General features: G+C 69.1%; 19 protein-coding genes. 10 read left to right on the forward strand and 9 right to left on the reverse strand.

Going from position 1 to position 18,545, the window contains the following annotated elements; all coding sequences use genetic code 11:
- Positions 1-137: 137 nt before the first annotated feature.
- Positions 138-1,001, forward strand: coding sequence for a hypothetical protein (locus ACZ66S_RS18255; RefSeq protein WP_469902539.1), 864 nt, complete (start codon positions 138-140; stop codon positions 999-1,001).
- A gap of 67 nt (positions 1,002-1,068) precedes the next feature.
- Here ACZ66S_RS18255 and ACZ66S_RS18260 read toward each other — a convergent pair whose 3' ends face one another.
- Both ACZ66S_RS18260 and thiC read right to left on the reverse strand, forming a co-directional pair.
- Positions 1,069-2,073, reverse strand: a complete 1,005-nt coding sequence (locus ACZ66S_RS18260) for a WD40 repeat domain-containing protein (RefSeq protein WP_469902540.1) — start codon at positions 2,071-2,073, stop codon at positions 1,069-1,071.
- Positions 2,074-2,170: 97 nt separating this feature from the next.
- Complete coding sequence (gene thiC, locus ACZ66S_RS18265) at positions 2,171-3,949, reverse strand: phosphomethylpyrimidine synthase ThiC (RefSeq protein WP_469902541.1); 1,779 nt, start codon at positions 3,947-3,949, stop codon at positions 2,171-2,173.
- Positions 3,950-4,202: 253 nt separating this feature from the next.
- Here thiC and ACZ66S_RS18270 point away from each other — a divergent pair, with 253 nt between their 5' ends.
- Positions 4,203-6,083, forward strand: a complete 1,881-nt coding sequence (locus ACZ66S_RS18270; protein WP_469902542.1) for a YibE/F family protein — start codon at positions 4,203-4,205, stop codon at positions 6,081-6,083.
- A gap of 174 nt (positions 6,084-6,257) precedes the next feature.
- Here the strand turns inward: ACZ66S_RS18270 and ACZ66S_RS18275 are convergent, their stop codons facing one another.
- The 4 genes from ACZ66S_RS18275 to ACZ66S_RS18290 form a co-directional block, all read right to left on the reverse strand.
- Positions 6,258-6,695 carry an SsgA family sporulation/cell division regulator gene (locus tag ACZ66S_RS18275; protein ID WP_469902543.1) on the reverse strand — a complete coding sequence of 146 codons (438 nt, stop codon included), beginning with the start codon at positions 6,693-6,695 and terminating at the stop codon, positions 6,258-6,260.
- Between the two features lie 98 nt (positions 6,696-6,793).
- Complete coding sequence (locus tag ACZ66S_RS18280; RefSeq protein WP_469902544.1) at positions 6,794-7,531, reverse strand: IclR family transcriptional regulator; 738 nt, start codon at positions 7,529-7,531, stop codon at positions 6,794-6,796.
- A gap of 721 nt (positions 7,532-8,252) precedes the next feature.
- Entirely contained in the window at positions 8,253-8,465 is a 213-nt protein-coding gene (locus tag ACZ66S_RS18285; protein WP_037711649.1) for a DUF5326 family protein, read from the reverse strand.
- A gap of 159 nt (positions 8,466-8,624) precedes the next feature.
- Positions 8,625-8,942, reverse strand: coding sequence for a cupin domain-containing protein (locus ACZ66S_RS18290; RefSeq protein ID WP_028808005.1), 318 nt, complete (start codon positions 8,940-8,942; stop codon positions 8,625-8,627).
- A 58-nt stretch (positions 8,943-9,000) separates the two neighbouring features.
- Between ACZ66S_RS18290 and ACZ66S_RS18295 the strand changes: the two genes are divergently transcribed.
- The 5 genes from ACZ66S_RS18295 to ACZ66S_RS18315 all read left to right on the forward strand — a co-directional run bounded on the left by ACZ66S_RS18295 (position 9,001) and on the right by ACZ66S_RS18315 (position 12,742).
- On the forward strand, positions 9,001-9,378 hold the full coding sequence (locus tag ACZ66S_RS18295) for a phage holin family protein (RefSeq protein ID WP_469902545.1): 378 nt from the start codon (positions 9,001-9,003) through the stop codon (positions 9,376-9,378).
- Positions 9,379-9,384: 6 nt separating this feature from the next.
- A complete protein-coding gene (locus ACZ66S_RS18300) occupies positions 9,385-9,876 on the forward strand; it encodes a low molecular weight protein-tyrosine-phosphatase (RefSeq protein WP_469902546.1) in 492 nt (163 codons plus the stop codon).
- A complete protein-coding gene (locus ACZ66S_RS18305) occupies positions 9,873-11,012 on the forward strand; it encodes a cystathionine gamma-lyase (RefSeq protein ID WP_469902547.1) in 1,140 nt (379 codons plus the stop codon). The genes ACZ66S_RS18300 and ACZ66S_RS18305 overlap by 4 nt, the downstream gene beginning before the upstream one ends.
- A 238-nt stretch (positions 11,013-11,250) precedes the next feature.
- Positions 11,251-12,171, forward strand: a complete 921-nt coding sequence (locus ACZ66S_RS18310) for a LysR family transcriptional regulator (protein WP_469902548.1) — start codon at positions 11,251-11,253, stop codon at positions 12,169-12,171.
- 88 nt (positions 12,172-12,259) lie between these two features.
- A complete protein-coding gene (locus tag ACZ66S_RS18315) occupies positions 12,260-12,742 on the forward strand; it encodes an NUDIX domain-containing protein (RefSeq protein WP_123990353.1) in 483 nt (160 codons plus the stop codon).
- Between the two features lie 12 nt (positions 12,743-12,754).
- Here ACZ66S_RS18315 and ACZ66S_RS18320 read toward each other — a convergent pair whose 3' ends face one another.
- Complete coding sequence (locus tag ACZ66S_RS18320; RefSeq protein WP_469902549.1) at positions 12,755-14,062, reverse strand: globin domain-containing protein; 1,308 nt, start codon at positions 14,060-14,062, stop codon at positions 12,755-12,757.
- 285 nt (positions 14,063-14,347) lie between these two features.
- Positions 14,348-14,980: an HAD family hydrolase gene (locus ACZ66S_RS18325; protein WP_469902550.1), complete on the reverse strand. Its 633-nt coding sequence runs from the start codon at positions 14,978-14,980 to the stop codon at positions 14,348-14,350.
- Positions 14,981-15,207: 227 nt separating this feature from the next.
- Between ACZ66S_RS18325 and ACZ66S_RS18330 the strand changes: the two genes are divergently transcribed.
- Positions 15,208-16,074 carry a GNAT family N-acetyltransferase gene (locus tag ACZ66S_RS18330; protein ID WP_469902551.1) on the forward strand — a complete coding sequence of 289 codons (867 nt, stop codon included), beginning with the start codon at positions 15,208-15,210 and terminating at the stop codon, positions 16,072-16,074.
- Positions 16,075-16,156: 82 nt separating this feature from the next.
- Here the strand turns inward: ACZ66S_RS18330 and ACZ66S_RS18335 are convergent, their stop codons facing one another.
- Positions 16,157-17,365 (reverse strand): MFS transporter, encoded by a 1,209-nt coding sequence (locus ACZ66S_RS18335; RefSeq protein WP_469902552.1) that lies wholly within the window; start codon positions 17,363-17,365, stop codon positions 16,157-16,159.
- A 140-nt stretch (positions 17,366-17,505) separates the two neighbouring features.
- Here ACZ66S_RS18335 and ACZ66S_RS18340 point away from each other — a divergent pair, with 140 nt between their 5' ends.
- Entirely contained in the window at positions 17,506-17,988 is a 483-nt protein-coding gene (locus tag ACZ66S_RS18340; protein WP_469902553.1) for a MarR family winged helix-turn-helix transcriptional regulator, read from the forward strand.
- A 9-nt stretch (positions 17,989-17,997) separates the two neighbouring features.
- Positions 17,998-18,450: a GNAT family N-acetyltransferase gene (locus tag ACZ66S_RS18345; RefSeq protein ID WP_469902554.1), complete on the forward strand. Its 453-nt coding sequence runs from the start codon at positions 17,998-18,000 to the stop codon at positions 18,448-18,450.
- Positions 18,451-18,545 lie beyond the last annotated feature (95 nt).

Below are 18,545 nucleotides of genomic sequence, written 5' to 3' on the forward strand. Positions count from 1 at the left end.
AGGCCAATTTTCTGGAAACCCCCTGTCACCCTGTGCCGTGACCGCTCTACCATCTGCTTATCCGTAGCAGGCTCCCCTCCGTTTCTGCCCGACGGCTCGTTGGCATGCGAGCCCCAAGCCCTACGGAGCATCGGGGGATGCACATGAACAGCGTTCCGCAGCACCTGCACAGCGAGGACCGCCAGGAGTACGAGCGGATCCTCGATGAGGCGCTGCGCTCCGCACCACACCGTCCCGAACTGGCCGCGGTCGGACAGCGGCTGAATCCCGAACAGCTACGCACCATGGCGCTCAACGCCACCGCGCTGATCACGGCGGCCGCGGCGACCGAGTACCAGCACTACGTGAAGGTCCGCGAGGAACAGCGCCGCCCCGCGACGCCGTCCACCCTGTCGTCCGTGCACGAACCCGGTCCCGCCGAGTCGGGCACGGGGGCGATGGGGCTCGCCACCGCCATGGGAGAGGTCGCCGAGACCGCCGGTGCGGGCGCCGTCGCCGTCGCCGCCGTCCTGACGCCCGTCCTCGCCGGAACAGCCGCGGCGATCTTCCTGCTCGTGGGCTACATCCTCCAGATGCTCAGCCCACCGCCGGCGTTCGCCCACGCCATGATCACCATCGGATGGGTGTTCGGCGCCCTGACCGCGGCCGCGATCCTCGTCGCCGCCGTCGGACTGCTGATCACCGCACTGCGCAACCGGCCCTCGCCGGACGCGGGGTACGGCGAACTGAGCGAGGAGGTGGCACGGGCCAGGGACGCCTGGCGCGAGGCCCTGTTGGAACGCGGCCTCCTCCCCTTCCTCAGGGAGGCCCTGGCCGATCCCGGCACCGCCGCACTGCACCACACGGCACCGCCCGCACCGACCAGCCGGATGCCCAGCCTCGGCTACGACCGCCCGGGCTTCAGCAGTCCGGACGACGGGGCCTCCGGTGCCCGCCCGAGCTTCACCAGCCCGGACTACACCAGTCCGGACTTCGGGGGGCCGGAGCACAAGCCGGAGTGACACCCGGCACCGCCCCTCGGCTTGCGCCCCCACCACGGGGAGCGCAAGCCGACGACCCGGCCGCGGGTCACCCCGCCGCCGCGAGCCACTCCGCCCGTTCCGGAAGAGCGATGATCGCGATGCTCTCCGGCTGGGCCACAGCCAAGCGGGTGCCGTCCGGGTGCAGGGCGGCGACCGGCGTCGGAACGTGAGTGACCCCGTAGCTGCCCTCTCTCAGGGGCACCTCCACGGTGGGCCATTCCGCCACCACGGCGCCCGTCCTGACGTCGATCAGCCGCGGGTAGCCGTGCAGCGACACGACCGTGTCGCCCTGCGCGATCAGAGTGCCGATGCGGAGATCGACCTTGTTGCGGTGGATCCACCGCCCCGCGGAGAGCGACCACACACCCAACCGGCGTGGGCCCAGGGCAGGTTTCTCCTCGTCGTCGAGGAACTCCTCCCCGGTCGCCACGGCCAGGCGGTCACTGTCGAGCCAGCAGGCCGAGACGACCTCCGCATCGATCCCCGGATCCGCGAGCAGCACGCCAGGGCCGTCGAGCACAGCGGGGTCCGCCAACGCGTCGGCCAGGTCGAAGACTTCGACGACGCCGTACGGGTGCCACAGCCAGCCGGCCGACAGCAGGTGCGTGCCGCCCGGGCTCACGGCCAGCCGCGAGTGGAAGACGTCCTTCGGACGACGTTCCCCACCGGTGAGCCGCTCTCCCGACTCGGCGTCCTCGATCTCGAGGACGTTGTATTCCTCCGGGCAGTGGACCAGAACCTCGCGGCCGTCCGGCAGCAGGGCGAACGCCACCGGATAGTCGAAGGCGTCCGCCTGGTAGTCGCTGCGGTACAGCTCGCGGACGAGCCGGTCACCCTGAAGCAGCAGTGCCTCGGTCCCACGCTCGGCGTGGACGACGGAGTAGCGGCCGGACGGGGAGACGACGCTCCGGTCGAAGGAAGACCCGTGGTCGACCGACGCACGCCGCTCCACGCCGTCGGGACCCCAACGCCGGCCACCCACCGGATCGACCAGATCATCGCCGTCCCACACCAGTGACTGCGGCTCGGTCGTCGCCTTCAGAACGATCAAGACTCCACCACCCCCCTCATCTCATCTCATCTCGAACGCAGGGGCGCCGCCCCGCAGGCACCCGGCCCCGGCCCCCGGAACAGCGCCCCTCACGCCGTCAGTCCGCCAGAGGCAAGTACACGCGATTGCCGCTCGCCGCGAACTCCTTCGACTTCTGGGCCATCCCCTCCTCGATCTCCTGCTGACTGTCACCGTGGCGGCGACGGATGTCCTGGGAGATCTTCATCGAGCAGAACTTCGGCCCGCACATGGAGCAGAAGTGAGCCGTCTTGGCCGGCTCGGCCGGGAGGGTCTCGTCGTGGAACTCCCGGGCCGTGTCGGGGTCGAGGGCCAGGTTGAACTGGTCCTCCCAGCGGAACTCGAAGCGGGCGTCGGAGAGGGCGTCGTCCCACTCCTGGGCGCCCGGGTGTCCCTTGGCCAGGTCGGCCGCATGGGCGGCGATCTTGTAGGTGATGACACCCGTCTTGACGTCGTCCCGGTTCGGCAGGCCCAGGTGCTCCTTCGGCGTGACGTAGCAGAGCATCGCGGTGCCCCACCAGGCGATCATCGCGGCGCCGATGCCGGAGGTGATGTGGTCGTAGGCCGGCGCGACGTCGGTGGTCAGCGGACCGAGCGTATAGAACGGAGCCTCATCGCAGATCTCCTGCTGCAGGTCGATGTTCTCCTTGATCTTGTGCATCGGGACGTGTCCCGGGCCCTCGATCATGGTCTGTACGTTGAAACGCTTCGCGATCCGGTTGAGTTCCCCGAGCGTGCGCAACTCCGCGAACTGCGCCTCGTCGTTGGCGTCCGCGATCGAGCCGGGCCTGAGGCCGTCGCCGAGCGAGTACGTGACGTCGTAGGCGGCGAGGATCTCGCACAGCTCCTCGAAGTTCTCGTACAGGAACGACTCCTTGTGGTGCGCCAGGCACCACGCCGCCATGATCGAGCCACCACGCGAGACGATGCCCGTCTTGCGGTTCGCGGTCAGCGGTACGTACGGCAGGCGCACGCCCGCGTGGACCGTCATGTAGTCCACGCCCTGCTCGGCCTGCTCGATGACCGTGTCCTTGTAGATCTCCCAGGTCAGCTCCTCGGCGCGGCCGTCGACCTTCTCCAGCGCCTGGTAGAGCGGCACCGTGCCGATGGGTACGGGGGAGTTGCGCAGCACCCACTCGCGGGTGGTGTGGATGTTGCGGCCGGTGGACAGGTCCATGACCGTGTCGGCACCCCAGCGGGTCGCCCAGGTCATCTTCTCGACCTCCTCCTCGATGGAGGAAGTCACCGCGGAGTTGCCGATGTTGGCGTTGACCTTCACCAGGAAACGCTTGCCGATGATCATCGGCTCGATCTCCGGGTGGTTGACGTTCGCCGGCAGCACCGCGCGTCCCGCCGCGATCTCCTCCCGGACGACCTCGGGCTCGACGTTCTCCCTGATGGCCACGTACTCCATCTCGGGGGTGATCTCGCCGCGGCGGGCGTATGCGAGCTGGGTGACCGCCCCGCCGTCACGGCTGCGGCGCGGCTGGCGGGACCGCCCCGGAAAGACCGCGTCGAGGTTACGCAGGCCGCCGCGGGGTGAGGTGTGCTTGATCCCGTCGTCCTCGGGGCGCACGGGCCGACCCGCGTACTCCTCGGTGTCCCCACGGGCGATGATCCAGTTCTCCCGGAGCGGCACGAGGCCCCGGCGGACGTCCGTATCGGTGAGGGGATCGGTGTACGGGCCCGAGGTGTCGTACAGCGTGACCGACTGCCCGTTGGTGAGGTGCACCTGGCGGACCGGCACCCGCAGATCGGGGCGCGAGCCCTCGATGTATGCCTTGTGCCAGCCGATGGACTTCCCGGCCTCCGCGTCGATCTGGTCGGAGGCAGGCGTGCGCGCGTCCTTGATGGTCATGAGACCTACTCCCTACGCCGGCATTACCCGGTAACAGGTTCGGCGGTCGACGCAGCGTTTTCCGTCCGCCGATGTTTCGTGGGGAACGTCACTCGCTTGAGATGACGTTCCACGTGAAACATCGCTGGGACGGAGGTCAGCGCCCTCTCAGCCCGGTGCTCCGAGCTCCCGCGTGTACAAAGGTGGCTCCACGCTAGCGTCAATTCGGGCGCGGTGAACAGAGGGCCCCTGTCGTTCTTGCGATGATCGGTCGGTGACCACGACGCATCAGTCCCCTTACCCGCCTCCCGAGCCGCCGCGCCGCCCGGGGTCCGGAAACGGACCTGGGCAGGAGCCTGGGCGTGGTCCTGCACACGGGCCCGGTCAGGTGCCTGGTGGCGGCTCCCGTGGTGCCTTCGGAGGCGGGGGCGGCTCTGGCCGGACGGGCGGCGTCGGCGGGAACGCCGGTGCGACCGGGCCCAGTGGCTGGCACGACGATGAGCATCGTGGCGGGCACAGCGACGGTCAGGGGCAGGGTTACGGCCATGGCCAGGGTGGGGCCTACGGCGGCCAGGGCGGTGGTGGTCCCGCTGGTGGCGGCGCTGGTCAAGGCGGTGGCGGATACGGCGGCGGCGGACACGGGCAGGGACCCGGGGACGGGCGCGGGTACGGCGGTGCCGGCGGCGGGCGTGGGCCGGGGGACGGGCACGGGTCCGGTGACGGGCATGGACATGGGCCGGGTGACGGGCCCGGGCATGGGAGCGGGCCAGGTTCCGGTGGTGGGCACGGTCACTCGCACAGTCACAGCCACGGACCGGCGGCTCCGGTCTCCCAGCACCTGCGCAAGGTCATCGCGGCGATCCTCATCCCGTTCGGCATGGCCGTGGTGGTGGGGCTCGTGGTGCTCTGGCCCGGAGGCGCCCCGGCGCACCAACGCACCGGGGTCGGCTTCGACCGGCAGACCCAGCAGGCCACCGTCAGCAAGGTCGTCAGCGTCGACTGCAAGTCGGTGAACGCCTCGGGGGAGGCCCCGACCGGGGACACCTCCACCGCCGAGGGCTCGTCCGCCGAGCAGCAGGCGAACGGAACCTGCAAGAAGGCCACGATCCGGGTCGACACCGGCGATGACAAGGGCCGTACCTTCACGGAGATCGTCCAGCCGGACCAGTCACGGCAGTTGCACGAGGGCCAGAAGGTCGTGGTCGCCTACGAGCCCTCCGCGCCCAAGGACTTGCAGTACTCGGTCACCGACGTGAACCGCCGTTTCCCGATGGGGCTGCTCGCCGGCATCTTCGCGCTCGCCGTCGTGGTCGTCGGGAGGCTGCGCGGAGTCATGGCGCTGGTCGCGCTGGCCATCAGCTTCATGGTGCTGAACTTCTTCATCCTGCCCGCGATCCTCCAGGGCTCGAACCCGCTGCTCGTGGCGGTGATCGGGTCGAGCGCCATCATGCTGATCGCCCTCTACATGTGCCACGGCCTGTCGGCGCGAACCTCCGTGGCGGTACTGGGGACGTTGATCTCGCTGGTGCTGATCGGCGTCCTCGGCTCGCAGTTCATCGGCTGGGCAGCGCTGACGGGCAACACGGACGACAACACCGGGCTCATCCACGGGCTGTACCCGTCGATCGACATGAGCGGTCTGCTGCTCGCCGGCGTCATCATCGGCTCGCTCGGTGTCCTCGACGACGTGACAGTTACCCAGACATCGGCGGTCTGGGAGCTGCACGAGGCCAACCCCACGATGGGCTGGCGAGGGCTGTACCGCGCCGGAATCCGGATCGGCCGCGACCACATCGCATCCGTCGTCAACACCCTGGTCCTCGCCTACGCGGGTGCCGCGCTGCCGCTACTGCTGCTCTTCTCCATCGCGCAGTCCAGCGTGGGGACCGTCGCCAACAGCGAGCTGGTCGCGGAGGAGATCGTGCGCACGTTGGTCGGCTCGATCGGCCTCGTCGCCTCGGTACCGGTCACCACGGCCCTCGCGGCCCTGGTGGTCTCAGCCGACCGGCCGGGAACGGGAACCGGAGCGGGAGCGGGAATGGGTTCGGCGGGTGCCTCCACTCCCGTACCGGCGACGAGCGCGAGCGCGGGTACGGCCGACGGTCGGCCGGCTGCCGGGCGGGGTGGCGGGAAGGGTCGGCGGCGCAGGCGCTGAAGGCCTGAATGCCTGAGGCGCTGAAGGCTTGAGGCCCTGGACACACGGGCGCGTGCATCGCTTGCATCCGCCGCATCCGGTTCGGCTCCAAGCCGATCGCCATCCTCAGCAGAAGCGTTCCTGCACCCTCCCGTCCCGAGCTGAAGCGTTCCGCCACCAAGGTGCGCCGTGGCCTCAGCCCGCGCTCTGCTCCTCCGCCAGGATCCGGTCCAGCGCCTCGTCGAGATGCGTGTCGAAATCGGCCAGCGCGGCCTCCTGGCCCAACGGCACCAGCTTGTCGGTGCGGTCGAGGAACGCGATGATCGGCGCCGTCGACGAACGGAACAGCGCCTGGTCGCCGCCGACCTGAAGCCTGATCAGGACATCGCCCAGCAGGTCGGAACCGGCCGGCGCGACCCGGACATCGCCCTCCCCGCAGGGACGGCCCACTCCGTCGATCAGCAGCTCACGACCGAAAGCCCACGTCACCGGGGCGTCTCCCGGGAGGTGGAAGGTCAGCCGCACCGCGTAGGGATCGCAGGCCTCGTAGCGCAGTTCCACCGGAATGCGGAAGGAGAGCTCCTCCGACACGAGAAAGCTCATCATGACCTCTGCCTGTACGGACTCGCGCATCGCTTACCCCGTCATCTGCCTTCGTCGGCCGGAAATGATCCCTCTGACACTGGAGGCATCTTGCTGAACGTGCACGACAGATCACAAGGAGTGAGTTTTCAGATACTGATAGAGATCGCCAGCGAGCCCATCAAACGCCCGATTTCCGCTTGTAGTTGCTGGGTGGCGGCCAACAACCGGTCCGCCTGATGAGCGGGCAAAGAGATGGCCATCGTTGCCGCAGCGTTACCCACCGTGATCGGAATCGCCGCACACACCGTGCCCAGCGCATACTCCTGACGCTCGATCACCGGCCCCATTCTGGCCGTCCGTTCGAGTCGCCGGAGCAGGCTGTGGCCGTCGCGGACGGTGTACGGCGTGATGGACTGCACGGGATACCGGTCGAGGTGATCCCGCCGGGCCTCGTCGTCGAGCTGGGCGAGCAGGCACTGCCCGATGGCGTGGGCGTGCGCGGTCTCGCGGAAGTCGGCCCACTCCTCGACCGCCGGGCTCCCGGGGCTGTCGGAAACACAGAGGACCTCGATCTCGCCGTCCCGGTACTGCGCGTAGTACACCGGCACCCCGATCACGTCGCGGCAGTGCGCGAGCGCCTCGACTACGGTGCTGCGACGTTTCTGCTCGGCTCCGCTGCTGCTCAGCCGGACGGCTGCCTCCCCGAGGAAGAACAGACCCTTGTCGCGGCGCAGATAGCCCTCGTACACGAGGGTGCGCAGCAGGTGGTACGCCGTGGGAAGCGCCAGCCCGGTCTCACGGGCGAGCTGTTTGGCGGGGGCTCCTTGCTCGTGCTGCGCGACGGCTTCGAGCAACCGCATCGCACGCTGGACGGACCCGATCAAGGTGGCGGAGTGCGCCTGTTCAGGAGCTTCGGAGGAGGCCGCCGCGGGTCGCTGGACGGGGGCTGACGGCCGTACGGAGGCGGGGGGCTGTGCGGGGGGCGCGGGGCGCGCAGAGGCCGTAGGCGGGGAAGGGGCCGTCGGCCGGGCGGGGGCCGCAGGTTGAGCAGGGGCTGTCGGTCGGGTGGGGGCGGATGGCCGGCCGGGATCGGGTGACTGAGCGCCGGAGGTTGCTGTCCGCGTCGGAGCCGCAGCCTGTCCCGAAGGCGCCGACGGCGCCGGAGGTGTCGTCTGGACGGGAGCCCCAGCCTGAGCGGGAGCGACGGCCTGAGCGGGAGCGACGGCCTGGACGGGATCTCCGGGCCGAACGGACGCCTCAGCCTGAGTGGGACCGACCGACCCCCCGGAAGCCGTCGGCCCTCCGGCAGCCCTTGCTCGTTCCGACGCCGTCGGTTGTGCAGGAGGCGTCGTGGAGCGGGTGTCCATCTGTGCGGGTGCGGTGTCAACCGTGGCCAAGGGGCACTCCCGGAGCGCGAGGGGGGCAGCCCGTGCGGGGAACACGGGAGGGGGTGTACTCCGCTCGCGGGGTCGTCCCCGCGTCGAGTTCCGGACTTTAACGGTCCGCCACCGCACGTATACGGCCCGTCCGGAAAACTTCCCTCCCCCGAGGGAACGAGGGATTCCTGTTACCGCTCGCCCCGCTCACCCCGCCCGCTGCGGACGCTCACCAATCGCTGCGCGACGAGGAGCTCGACATGAACTTCCGTACGACGTAGACGAGTCCGCCGACCAGGGCCACGAAGACCAGCAGCTTGAAGAGCAGGCCGATGACGAAACCGACGACGGTGGCTATCAGGCCACCGAACACCACCAGGGCGATGACCGGCACCGCGATCCACTTCACCCACCACGGCAGCCCCGCGAAGATCTCTCCCATCGCACTCAACCTCTCTGCAGTCCGGCACCGTCCGGTCCCTCTGGTACCGGATCCACCAATGTCCTGCACCCGATGCTAGGGCCGGCAGGCACCGCGACGGGGGCCTCGCACCCCTTGTCCTCCCCTGACTGATCCCCTAGGGAACCCCGAGGCCACAGGTCAGCTCTCCGGGGGAGAGAACACCACCATCACCCTGAGGTCCTCGCTGATGTGGTGGAACTTGTGGGCGACACCGGCCGGCACGTACACCACGCTGCCGCGCGCCACCTGGGTCGTCTCCATGCCGACGGTGATCGCGGCGCGGCCGCTGACCACGAAGTAGACCTCGTCCTGGTTGTGGGGCTGCTGCGGGTCCTGGGCGCCCGCGTCGAGTGCGTACAGGCCGACCGACATGTTCCGCTCACGCAGGAACTGGAGGTAGGCACCGTCGTTGGCGGCGCGCTCCGCCTCCAGTTCATCCAACCGGAATGCCTTCATCGACTTAGTCCGCCCTCGTCAGTGCCCGTGACCGATCTCTTCTGCCACGATCAGACACATGAAGAATTTCCTAGTCAAGACGATCGCCAACGCGGGTGCTCTGGCGGTCGCCGTCTGGCTGCTCGACAAGATCACCCTGACCGGTGGCAGCACGGGCAAGAAGGTCTGGACGCTGATTCTCGTCGCCCTGGTCTTCGGCCTGGTGAACTGGCTGGTCAAGCCGCTCGTGAAGGTCCTGACCTTCCCCCTGTTCATCCTGACGCTCGGCCTGTTCACGCTGGTCGTCAACGCGTTGATGCTGCTGCTGACCTCGTGGCTGGCGGACGTGCTCAACCTGAGCTTCCACGTCGAGGGGTTCTGGACCGCGGTCCTGGGCGGCCTGATCATCTCGATCGTCTCCTGGGCCCTGCACATCGTCCTGCCCGACGAGGACTGAGGAGGCATGACCTACCGCGTCTGTTTCGTCTGCACGGGCAACATCTGCCGTTCCCCGATGGCCGAGTCGGTCTTCCGCGCCCGCGCGGCGGAAGCCGGCCTGGACGGCCTGGTCGAGGTCGACAGCGCCGGTACAGACGGCTGGCACGAGGGCGACGGCGCGGACCCGCGCACCGTGTCCGTCCTGGAGGAGCACGGCTACGACGGCGCCCACACGGCCCGGCGGTTCCAGCCCTCCTGGTTCTCCCGCCTGGATCTCGTCGTCGCCCTCGACGCCGGCCACCTCAGGGCCCTGCGACGCCTCGCGCCCACCCCGGAGGACGCCGCGAAGGTGCGCCTGCTGCGTTCGTACGACCCCGCAGCGGGCGCCGACCTCGACGTTCCGGACCCTTACTACGGGGGGCTCGACGGCTTCGAGGAGTGTCTTGAGATGGTGGAGGCGGCGAGCGAGGGTCTGCTCGCCGAGGTACGTGAGCAGATGAAAGGACGGGTGGCATGAGCGACAGGGCTGTGGACCAGGGGGAGGGCACGCGCGCGGTGCGGGCCGGACTCCCCGAGGCGGTCAAGAACGAACCGACCCTGCCCGGTCCGGCCTTCGCCGCCCACTTCCACCTGCCCGGCGAGGTCGACGGCCCGTACACCTACGGCCGCGACACCAACCCGAGCTGGAGCCTGCTGGAGCGTGCCATCGGCGAGCTGGAGGCACCGGGCCGGGACGGCGTGGAGACGCTGGTCTTCGCGTCGGGCATGGCCGCCATCTCCGCCGCGCTCTTCTCGCAACTGCGCGCCGGGGATACGGTCGTCCTGCCCAACGACGGCTATCAGGTGCTGCCCATGATCCGCGCCCAGCTAGAGGCGTACGGCATCGAGGTGCGCACCGCTCCGACCGGGGGTGACGCCCAGCTCGACGTCCTCGACGGCGCACGGCTGCTGTGGATCGAGAGCCCGTCCAACCCCGGCCTCGACGTGTGCGACATCCGGCGGCTGGTCGAGGCGGCACACGCGCGTGGTGCGCTCGTCGCCGTCGACAACACGCTCGCCACACCGCTCGGACAGCGGCCGTTGGAGCTCGGCGCGGACTTCTCCGTCGCCAGCGGCACCAAGCAGCTCACGGGGCACGGAGACGTCCTCCTGGGGTACGTCACGGGCCGCGAGGGCGAGGCCATGGACGCCGTCCGCCGCTGGAGGAAGATCGTCGGGGCCATCGCGGGGCCCATGGAGGCCTGGCTCGCGCACCGCTCGATCGCCACGCTCCAGATGCGCGTCGACCGGCAGAACGCGACCGCGCTCGTGCTCGCCCAGGCACTGCGAGAGCGGCCGGAAGTGGCGGGGCTGCGCTACCCGGGGCTGCCCGACGACCCCTCGCACAAGATCGCGTCGCAGCAGATGCGCCGGTACGGATGCGTCATCTCGTTCACGCTGCCCACGCGCGCGCGTGCCGACCGTTTCCTCGACGCCCTGCGGCTCGTGGACGACGCGACGAGCTTCGGCGGGGTGCGCTCCACGGCCGAGCGGCGCGGGCGCTGGGGCGGCGACGACGTGCCGGAGGGCTTCATCCGCTTCTCGGTCGGGGCGGAGGACCCCGAGGACCTGGTGGCGGATGTGCTGCGGGCGCTGGACGAGTCGGCCGACTGACCGTTTCAGCAGAGTCCTCATGGACGCACAGCCGTTCACGGCTACGTACAACGGACGGTCCGAGCCTCCCCCCTCGTGGCTCGGACCGCCCCGGTTCCGCGCGCGAAGAACCGCGCGAACAAGGCTAGTTGACTCTGTGTCAGTGTCCAATCACAGTAGCGACAGAGACCTATCGACATATTTATAGTTGGGCCCCTGCTCCCGGGGCCGGAACTGGGGCGGGGAGGGGGACGTCACCATGGATCTGGCCTTGCTGCGCACCTTCGTGACGGTGCACCGGGCCGGCTCCTTCACCCGCGCCGCCGCGCTCCTCGGGCTGTCACAGCCGGCCGTCACCTCCCAGATCCGGACGCTGGAACGGCAGTTGGGGCGCCCCCTGTTCTTACGGCAGGCCCGCGGCGTGACGCCCACGACCATCGGCGACGAACTCGCCCACAAGGCCGCACCTCATCTCGACGCCCTGGTGGAGATCACCGAGACCGGACTCGACGACGAGTCGTCCCTGCGCACACTGCATCTGGCCGGGCCTCCCGAGTTCACCGCCGAGCGGGCGCTACCCGCACTCACCGAGCTGACCGGCGAGGACGGCCAGGGCTTCGCGCTGCGCGCCTCCTTCGGGAACGCCGAGGAGACCCTGGAGGGCCTCGCCGCCGGACATCATGATCTGGCCATCAGCACAGCCCGTCCCCGGGGCGCGCTGCTCACCGCGAGCACGCTCTGCGACGAGGAGCACGTCCTGGTCGCCGCCCCGAGCTGGGCCGGCCACTTCGGCTCGGGGGAGGCGCACGACAGCCGCCCCACAGCCAAACAGGCCCCCGCGTTCGAGGACGTTCCTGTGATCGAGGTGCACGAGTCGCTGCCCTTCGTCTCGCGCTACTGGGCCTCCGTCTTCGACTCCCGCCCCGCCGCACCGGGCACCGTCGTCGTCCCCGATCTGCGCGCTGTCCTCGCCTGCGCCGTGGCGGGCGCCGGGCTCGCGGTGCTGCCGCGCTATCTGTGCGCGGCCGCCCTGGAACGCGGGGACGTCGTCGCACTGCACGAGCCCGCCGTGCCCCCGCTGCGGACCTACTTCCTGGTGGTTCGCACCGGAACGCTGGCCATGCCCCACGTCGCACGGGCACACGAATGGCTGCTGCGGGCGGCCGCCGACTGGTGCTGAGCTGGGATGACACGCCTTTCACCCGATGAGCCCGTCCGGTGACCCGACGCGATGTTTCACGTGGAACCATCCGGGCCACATACCCCCCATGACCGTCCGACCCGTGGTCAAGCGCACCGCCCGTGCCGTCCTGCTCGACGGCGATGATCTGATCCTGATCAAGCGCACCAAACCCGGCATGGATCCTTACTGGCTGACTCCCGGCGGAGGAGTCGAGCCGACGGACACAACCGTCATCGACGCCCTGCACCGCGAGGTGTACGAGGAACTCGGCGCCAAGATCACCGACGTGGTCCCCTGCTTCGTGGACACCGTCGAGCACATCGGCGACGACGGCGGCGCGACGGGAGTGAAGGTGCAGCACTTCTTCGTCTGCCACCTGGAATCGATGGACCCGTCCCTGCGACACGGACCCGAAGTGGACGAGCCCATCGGCGAATACGAGATCGTCCGGGTGCCGTTCACCCGCGTGGGGATCGCCTCCGTCCACCTGGTCCCGCTGTCCCTGCGCCACTATCTGGACGGCAACATCGAGGGCGTACGGGCCATGCACGCACCGGACCTGGGCTGATCTCTCGCCGGGTCACCGGGCCACGGCGAGTTCCTCCACGGAGTCGTGGCGTATGCGCTCCGACGGGATCCCGATGGACGTGAGCGTGTCCACACCGTTGCGGATCATCCCGGGCGGGCCCGAGAGATAGGCGTCGTACTCGTGCCAGGGACCGTACGCGCGAACGGCTTCCGGGAGCTGAAGGCGTGCCTGCTGGTCGACGACGGCACGGACCGACAGCCACGGGTGGGACTGCTGGAGCCGGAGCATCGTGTCGATGTCGTACAGGTCGTGGTCGGTGCGGGCTCCGTAGAACACCTCGACGGACCGTCGTGCGCCGTGTTCGGCCACGTCCTCGACCAGCGCCTTGATCGGCGCTATGCCGGTACCGCCGCCCAGGCAGAGCAGCCCGCTGTCGGTGGTGTGGTCCACGGTCATGGATCCGGTGGGCGGACCCAACCGTACGGTGTCGCCGGGGCGGGCCCGGTGCACCAAGGCATTGGAGACCCAGCCCGCGGGGACGGCCTTCACGTGGAACGACAGCAGCCCGTCCGAGCGGGGCGCCGAGGCGAACGAGTAGTGCCGCCAGATACGCGGCCACCACGGCGTCTCCAGGCTCGTGTACTGGCCGGCCAGGAACGGATAGGGCTGGTCGGGCCGGACGGTGACGACGGCGACGTCCGGCGTCCTGAGCTCGTGCGCCACGATCTCCGCGTACCACCAGGCCGGAGCGCGCAGCTCGTCCGCGGCCGCCGCGTCGATCATCACCTGCGAGATCGTCGTGTACGCCCGGACCCAGGACGCTTCGGTCTCCGCGTCCCAACCGGCGGAGGCGTATCTGCTCAACGCCCCGATGAGGCACTCCCCGACCGCCGGGTAGTGCTCGGGGTGGGTCCCGTACTTGCGGTGGCCGCGGCCCAGGTTCTGCAGGTAGTCGACCAGGACCGGGGTGTTGTCGATGTGCTCGGCAGCCGTCAGCAGCGCCCTGAGCAGCCGATCCCGCTGGGTGTCCATGGCGGCCGGGAACAACGGCCGCAGATGGGGGTGGCGTACGAAGAGCAGCGCGTAGAAGTACGAGGTGACCTTCTCGGCGACGGGGGTGACCTCGGCCATGGTCCGGCGGATCCGAACGGCGTCCGGGGAGGGCGGGGGCTGCGTTGTCGGAGATGTTCCCGACCTGCCGACCGGGTTCGCTGCGGTCGGCAGATGTTCCTCCGCCGGCTCAGGCGCCCCCACCGTCGGCTGCTTGGGTGATGTGAACCAGCCGCCCTCGCCCCCGGAAGTGCCGTCGTCGGCCGACATGCCGGTCGGAGCGTCCATGGTGTGCCTCGCCTCGAACATCTTTCGGTCGGTCTACGCACTTCCTCTTTCGAAAGTGCCGCTTCCCCCGCGGACGGTTCGTTCTCCCCGCTCGGCGTCACGTGGGCGTGCATGTGACAAAGACCGCAGCACCTCATCGCAGCGTCCCACCGCGTACGGATGCCCTGACCGCGTAAGTACAAATGCAGGTCTTCGATCTCCTCGTCCCGTTAGGCTGCAATGCCCTGCTCTCGGCCGTCCGGAGCGCTCGCACCCCAGCACGACTGGTCTCCTAAAGCTCACGGGACGATACATGCGCGGCGCCAATTACCGAGCGTGGCGCACCAATTCATAGGCTTCCCACAGGTCCATGCCCGTGTAGGAGTGGGTCGAGATGTCGGACAGATGATGGTCCGCATTGACCGCCACCGAGAGCGGCACCACGGAGAAAAGGTCCTTGTCGGAAGCTGAGTCGCCATAAGCCACGCAGTCGGCTCGGGTCACTCCGAACTGCTCGCACAGCCGGTCCGCGATCAGGACCTTGGCGGCCGCGTTGAGTGCCCCGGCAGGATCCATGGGCTCGGTGAAGGGGACGGCCGGAAAACGGGACCCGTACGTGGCATGGGCGCCCCAACTGGTCAGCCGTTCCACGAAGAAGGACGGCGAAAGCGATACGACCGCGCAGTAGTCACCCTGTCCCCTGATCTCCGCCCAGACCTCACGAATGCGGGCCAGCCACGGAGCACCGTCGAACGCCGCGACGACGTGGGCCTCAGTCAGAGATGCCCACAAGGCGTACACCTGCTGTGCGTATTGGGACGGGTCTATCAGTCCGGCCCCGATCGCCTGGTCAAGCGCGACCGTCTCGGCCTCGAGTCCGAGCTGGCGGGAAATCTGAACGGGCGCGCTGCTTCCGTGCAGCAAAGTGCCGTCGAGGTCGAAGAGATGAAGTCTCGCCATGTCCTTGAGGCTACTGGCCCACCCAGGGCAGTGGTTCATGAGAACGGTAAGGCCTGCCTCATGCTGCGTCCGTCGGACACCTGACGGTCGTCGTTCTCCGATGTTTCACGTGAAACACCCGGTATCTGATCGCGTGTTGCGCGCTTGGCCACAACATGGCCAAAAGCTCGTACGCGCCCCAGGAAACAGGTGGACGCCGAGGGTCCTCGTCGGACAGCCTGACCTGCGTGCCGACTCCTTCTCTCGCCGCCCTTCCCATCCGTCGTCTGACGCTTCGTGACCTCACCGCCTGCGCGGACCTGTCCGAGGACCGGGGGTGGCCACGCGAGGAGCACAAGTGGGGCCTTCTCCTCTCGGCCGGCAAGGGCTACGGCATCGATGACCCTGACGGAGGCCTTGTCACCGCCTGCGTGGTCACGGAGTACGGCCCCTACAGCGAACCCGACCTGGGAGCGATCGGGATGGTGCTGGTCGCCGAACAGCACGCGCGACAGGGCATCGGCCGTCGGCTCATGCGCCACATCCTCTCCGCGATGGGCACCACTCCGCTGACCCTCCACGCGACGCCCTACGGCCGCCCGCTCTACGAGGAACTGGGCTTCAAGGTCGCCGGCCGGGCGGAGATGCTCCGCGGGCACTTCACCCCGGGCGGCCCGGTACCGACGACCAGCACGCGCTCGGCCACCGCCGAGGACCTCGCCACGGTTCTCCGGCTCGACGAGGAGGTGCTCGGCACGGATCGCACGCACCTCATCACCCGGCTCCCCGCCTTCGCCGACCAGTTCCGGGTTGCCGAGGAGGACGGCCGGATCATCGGGTACGCCGCCGCGTGGCCCAACATGGACACCCATGTGGTGGGCCCGCTGGTCGCTCGTGACACCGAGACGGCCAGGGCGCTCATCACGTCGCTCGCCGCCGGCACCGACCGCCCCCTGCGCACCGACATCGACGTACGGCACGAAGAGCTACGGGCGTGGGCCCAGGAACGCGGTCTGGCGTCGGTCGCCTACAACTCGGTCATGACGTACGGAATCTCGGAGCTGCCGGGCGACTGGAGTCGGCGGTATGCCCCGCTGACGGTGGCCGCGCTCTGAGACACGGCGATACGACGGCGCCGGTGCCCCGGACCTCGGGGAACCGGCGCCGTCGTCATGCCCGGCCGCGGGCCACGCGGTATCAGTGGTGCACCGCGCTCCGCCGGTCCGCGGGGGTCGCTCCCGCGACCACGGCACTGGGAGCACTGTCCCGGCGTTCCAGAGCCGCCGAGACCAAGGCGAGGAGGAGGGCACCCGCGGCCAGGGCGGCGCCGACCCAGTTGGGGGCGGTGTAACCGAGGCCGGCCGAGATGACCAGACCGCCGAGCCAGGCGGAGAGGGCGTTGCCGAGGTTGAAAGCACCGATGTTGACGGCCGAGGCGAGCGTGGGGGCTTCGTGCGCCTGGTCCAGGACCCGCTTCTGGAGCGGCGGAACGGTGGCGAAGCCGAGGGCGCCGATGAGAGCGATCGTGACGCCGGCCAGGACCTTGTCGTGCGCGGTGAACGTGAAGAGGGCGAGCACGAGGGCCAGGGCGCCCAGGGAGACGTACAGCATGGGCATCAGGGCCCGGTCGGCGTACTTGCCGCCGACGAGGTTGCCGCCGACCATGCCGAGGCCGAAGAGGACCAGCAGCCAGGTCACCGAGCCGTCGGCGAAGCCGGTCACGTGGGTCATCATCGGCGCGATGTAGGTGATGGCGGCGAAGACACCGCCGAAGCCGAGGACGGTCATCGCCATGGCGAGCAGCACCTGGGCGTTCTTGAAGGCGGCCAGTTCGTGACGCAGCCGCACGCCCTCCGGACGGGGCACCTCGGGGACGAGCTTGGCGATGCCGACCAGGCCGACGACACCGAGGGCGGCGACGATCCCGAAGGTGAGACGCCAGCCCGCGCTCTGGCCGATCAGTGTGCCCAACGGGACGCCGACGACATTGGCGACGGTCAGACCGGTGAACATCATCGCGATCGCGCCGGCCTTCTTCTCGGGAGCCACCAGGTCGGCGGCGACGACGGAACCGATCCCGAAGAAGGCTCCGTGGGCGAGGGAGGCGACCACGCGGCCGATCAGCATGACGGTGAAAGCCGGGGCGAGCGCGGAGAGCAGGTTGCCGACGATGAACAGCCCCATCAGGAGCATCAGCATCCGCTTGCGGGAGATCTTGGTACCGAGGGCGGTCATCAGCGGAGCACCGAACATGACGCCGAGCGCGTAGCCGGTGACCAGGAAGCCGGCGGTGGGGATGGAGACCCCGAAGTCGTCCGCGACCTCGGGCAGCAACCCCATGATCACGAACTCGGTCGTTCCGATTCCGAAGGCCCCGATCGCGAGGGCCAGAAGCGCGAGCGGCATGGGGGTGACACCTTCCCAGACGATTGCAGGAGCTTGTTGCGCACGTCCACAATAATTGCAGACGCGCCATATTTGCAAGCGACGGCTATACCGGTCCGTCGCTACTCCTTGTGGACGTCCACGTGGAGGGAATCTGGCCCATGACCGCCACTGACCCCGCACTCACCGCCCTCGCCCAGGGCTGGTGCGCGCTCTCCCTGCTGCACGGACGGATCGAGGCACACATCGAGAAGGCCCTGCAGTCCGCCCACGACCTCAGCGTGCGCGAGTACTCCCTGCTCGACGTCCTGGGCCGCCAGCACGACGGCGAGGGCGGACACCTGCAGATGAAACAGGTCGCCGACGCCGTCGTCCTCAGCCAGAGCGCCACCACCCGCCTGGTCACCCGCCTCGAGGACCGCGGCCTGCTCTCCCGCTACCTCTGCCCCACCGACCGCCGCGGCATCTACACCGACGTCACCGACACCGGCCGCACCCTCCTCCAACAAGCCCGCCCCACCAACGAGAAGGCCCTGCGCGAAGCCCTCGACCAAGCCGTAACCAACCCCGAACTCGCCCCGCTGGTCAGGGCCCTGGAAGCCCTCCGCACACCGGCGACACGCGCGGACGAGCGCTCCTCGTAGGGTGCGGACATGGCAGATCTTGAGATTCGGCCCGCCACGGCGGACGACGTCCCCGCGATCGTCGGCATGCTCGCCGATGACCCCCTGGGTGCCCAGCGCGAGTCCCCGGACGACCTGGAGCCCTATCTGACCGCTCTGGAGCGCCTCTCCTCCGACCCGAACCAGCATGTCGTCGTCGCCGTGCGGGAGGATCGCGTGGTTGGCACCCTGCAGCTCACCGTCGTTCCGGGGCTGTCCCGGCGCGGTGCCACCAGGTCGATCGTCGAAGGGGTGCGCATCCACGCGGACGAACGCGGCAGCGGACTCGGGTCCCGGCTCATCGAGTGGGCGATCGAGGAGTCCCGCCGTCAGAACTGCCAGTTGGTGCAACTGACGTCCGACAACACCCGCACGGACGCCCACCGTTTCTACGAACGGCTCGGTTTCACCGCATCGCACGTGGGCTTCAAGCTGGCCCTGTGATCCTCCGCAGGATCGCTTCCTAGAGACATGGCGCGGGGGGTTTTTTTTTTTGGGAAAGGAAAAAAGACACCCTCCCCCAACAAAAACCAAAAAAC

It is taken from the genome of Streptomyces sp. NPDC107471, assembly GCF_055582845.1.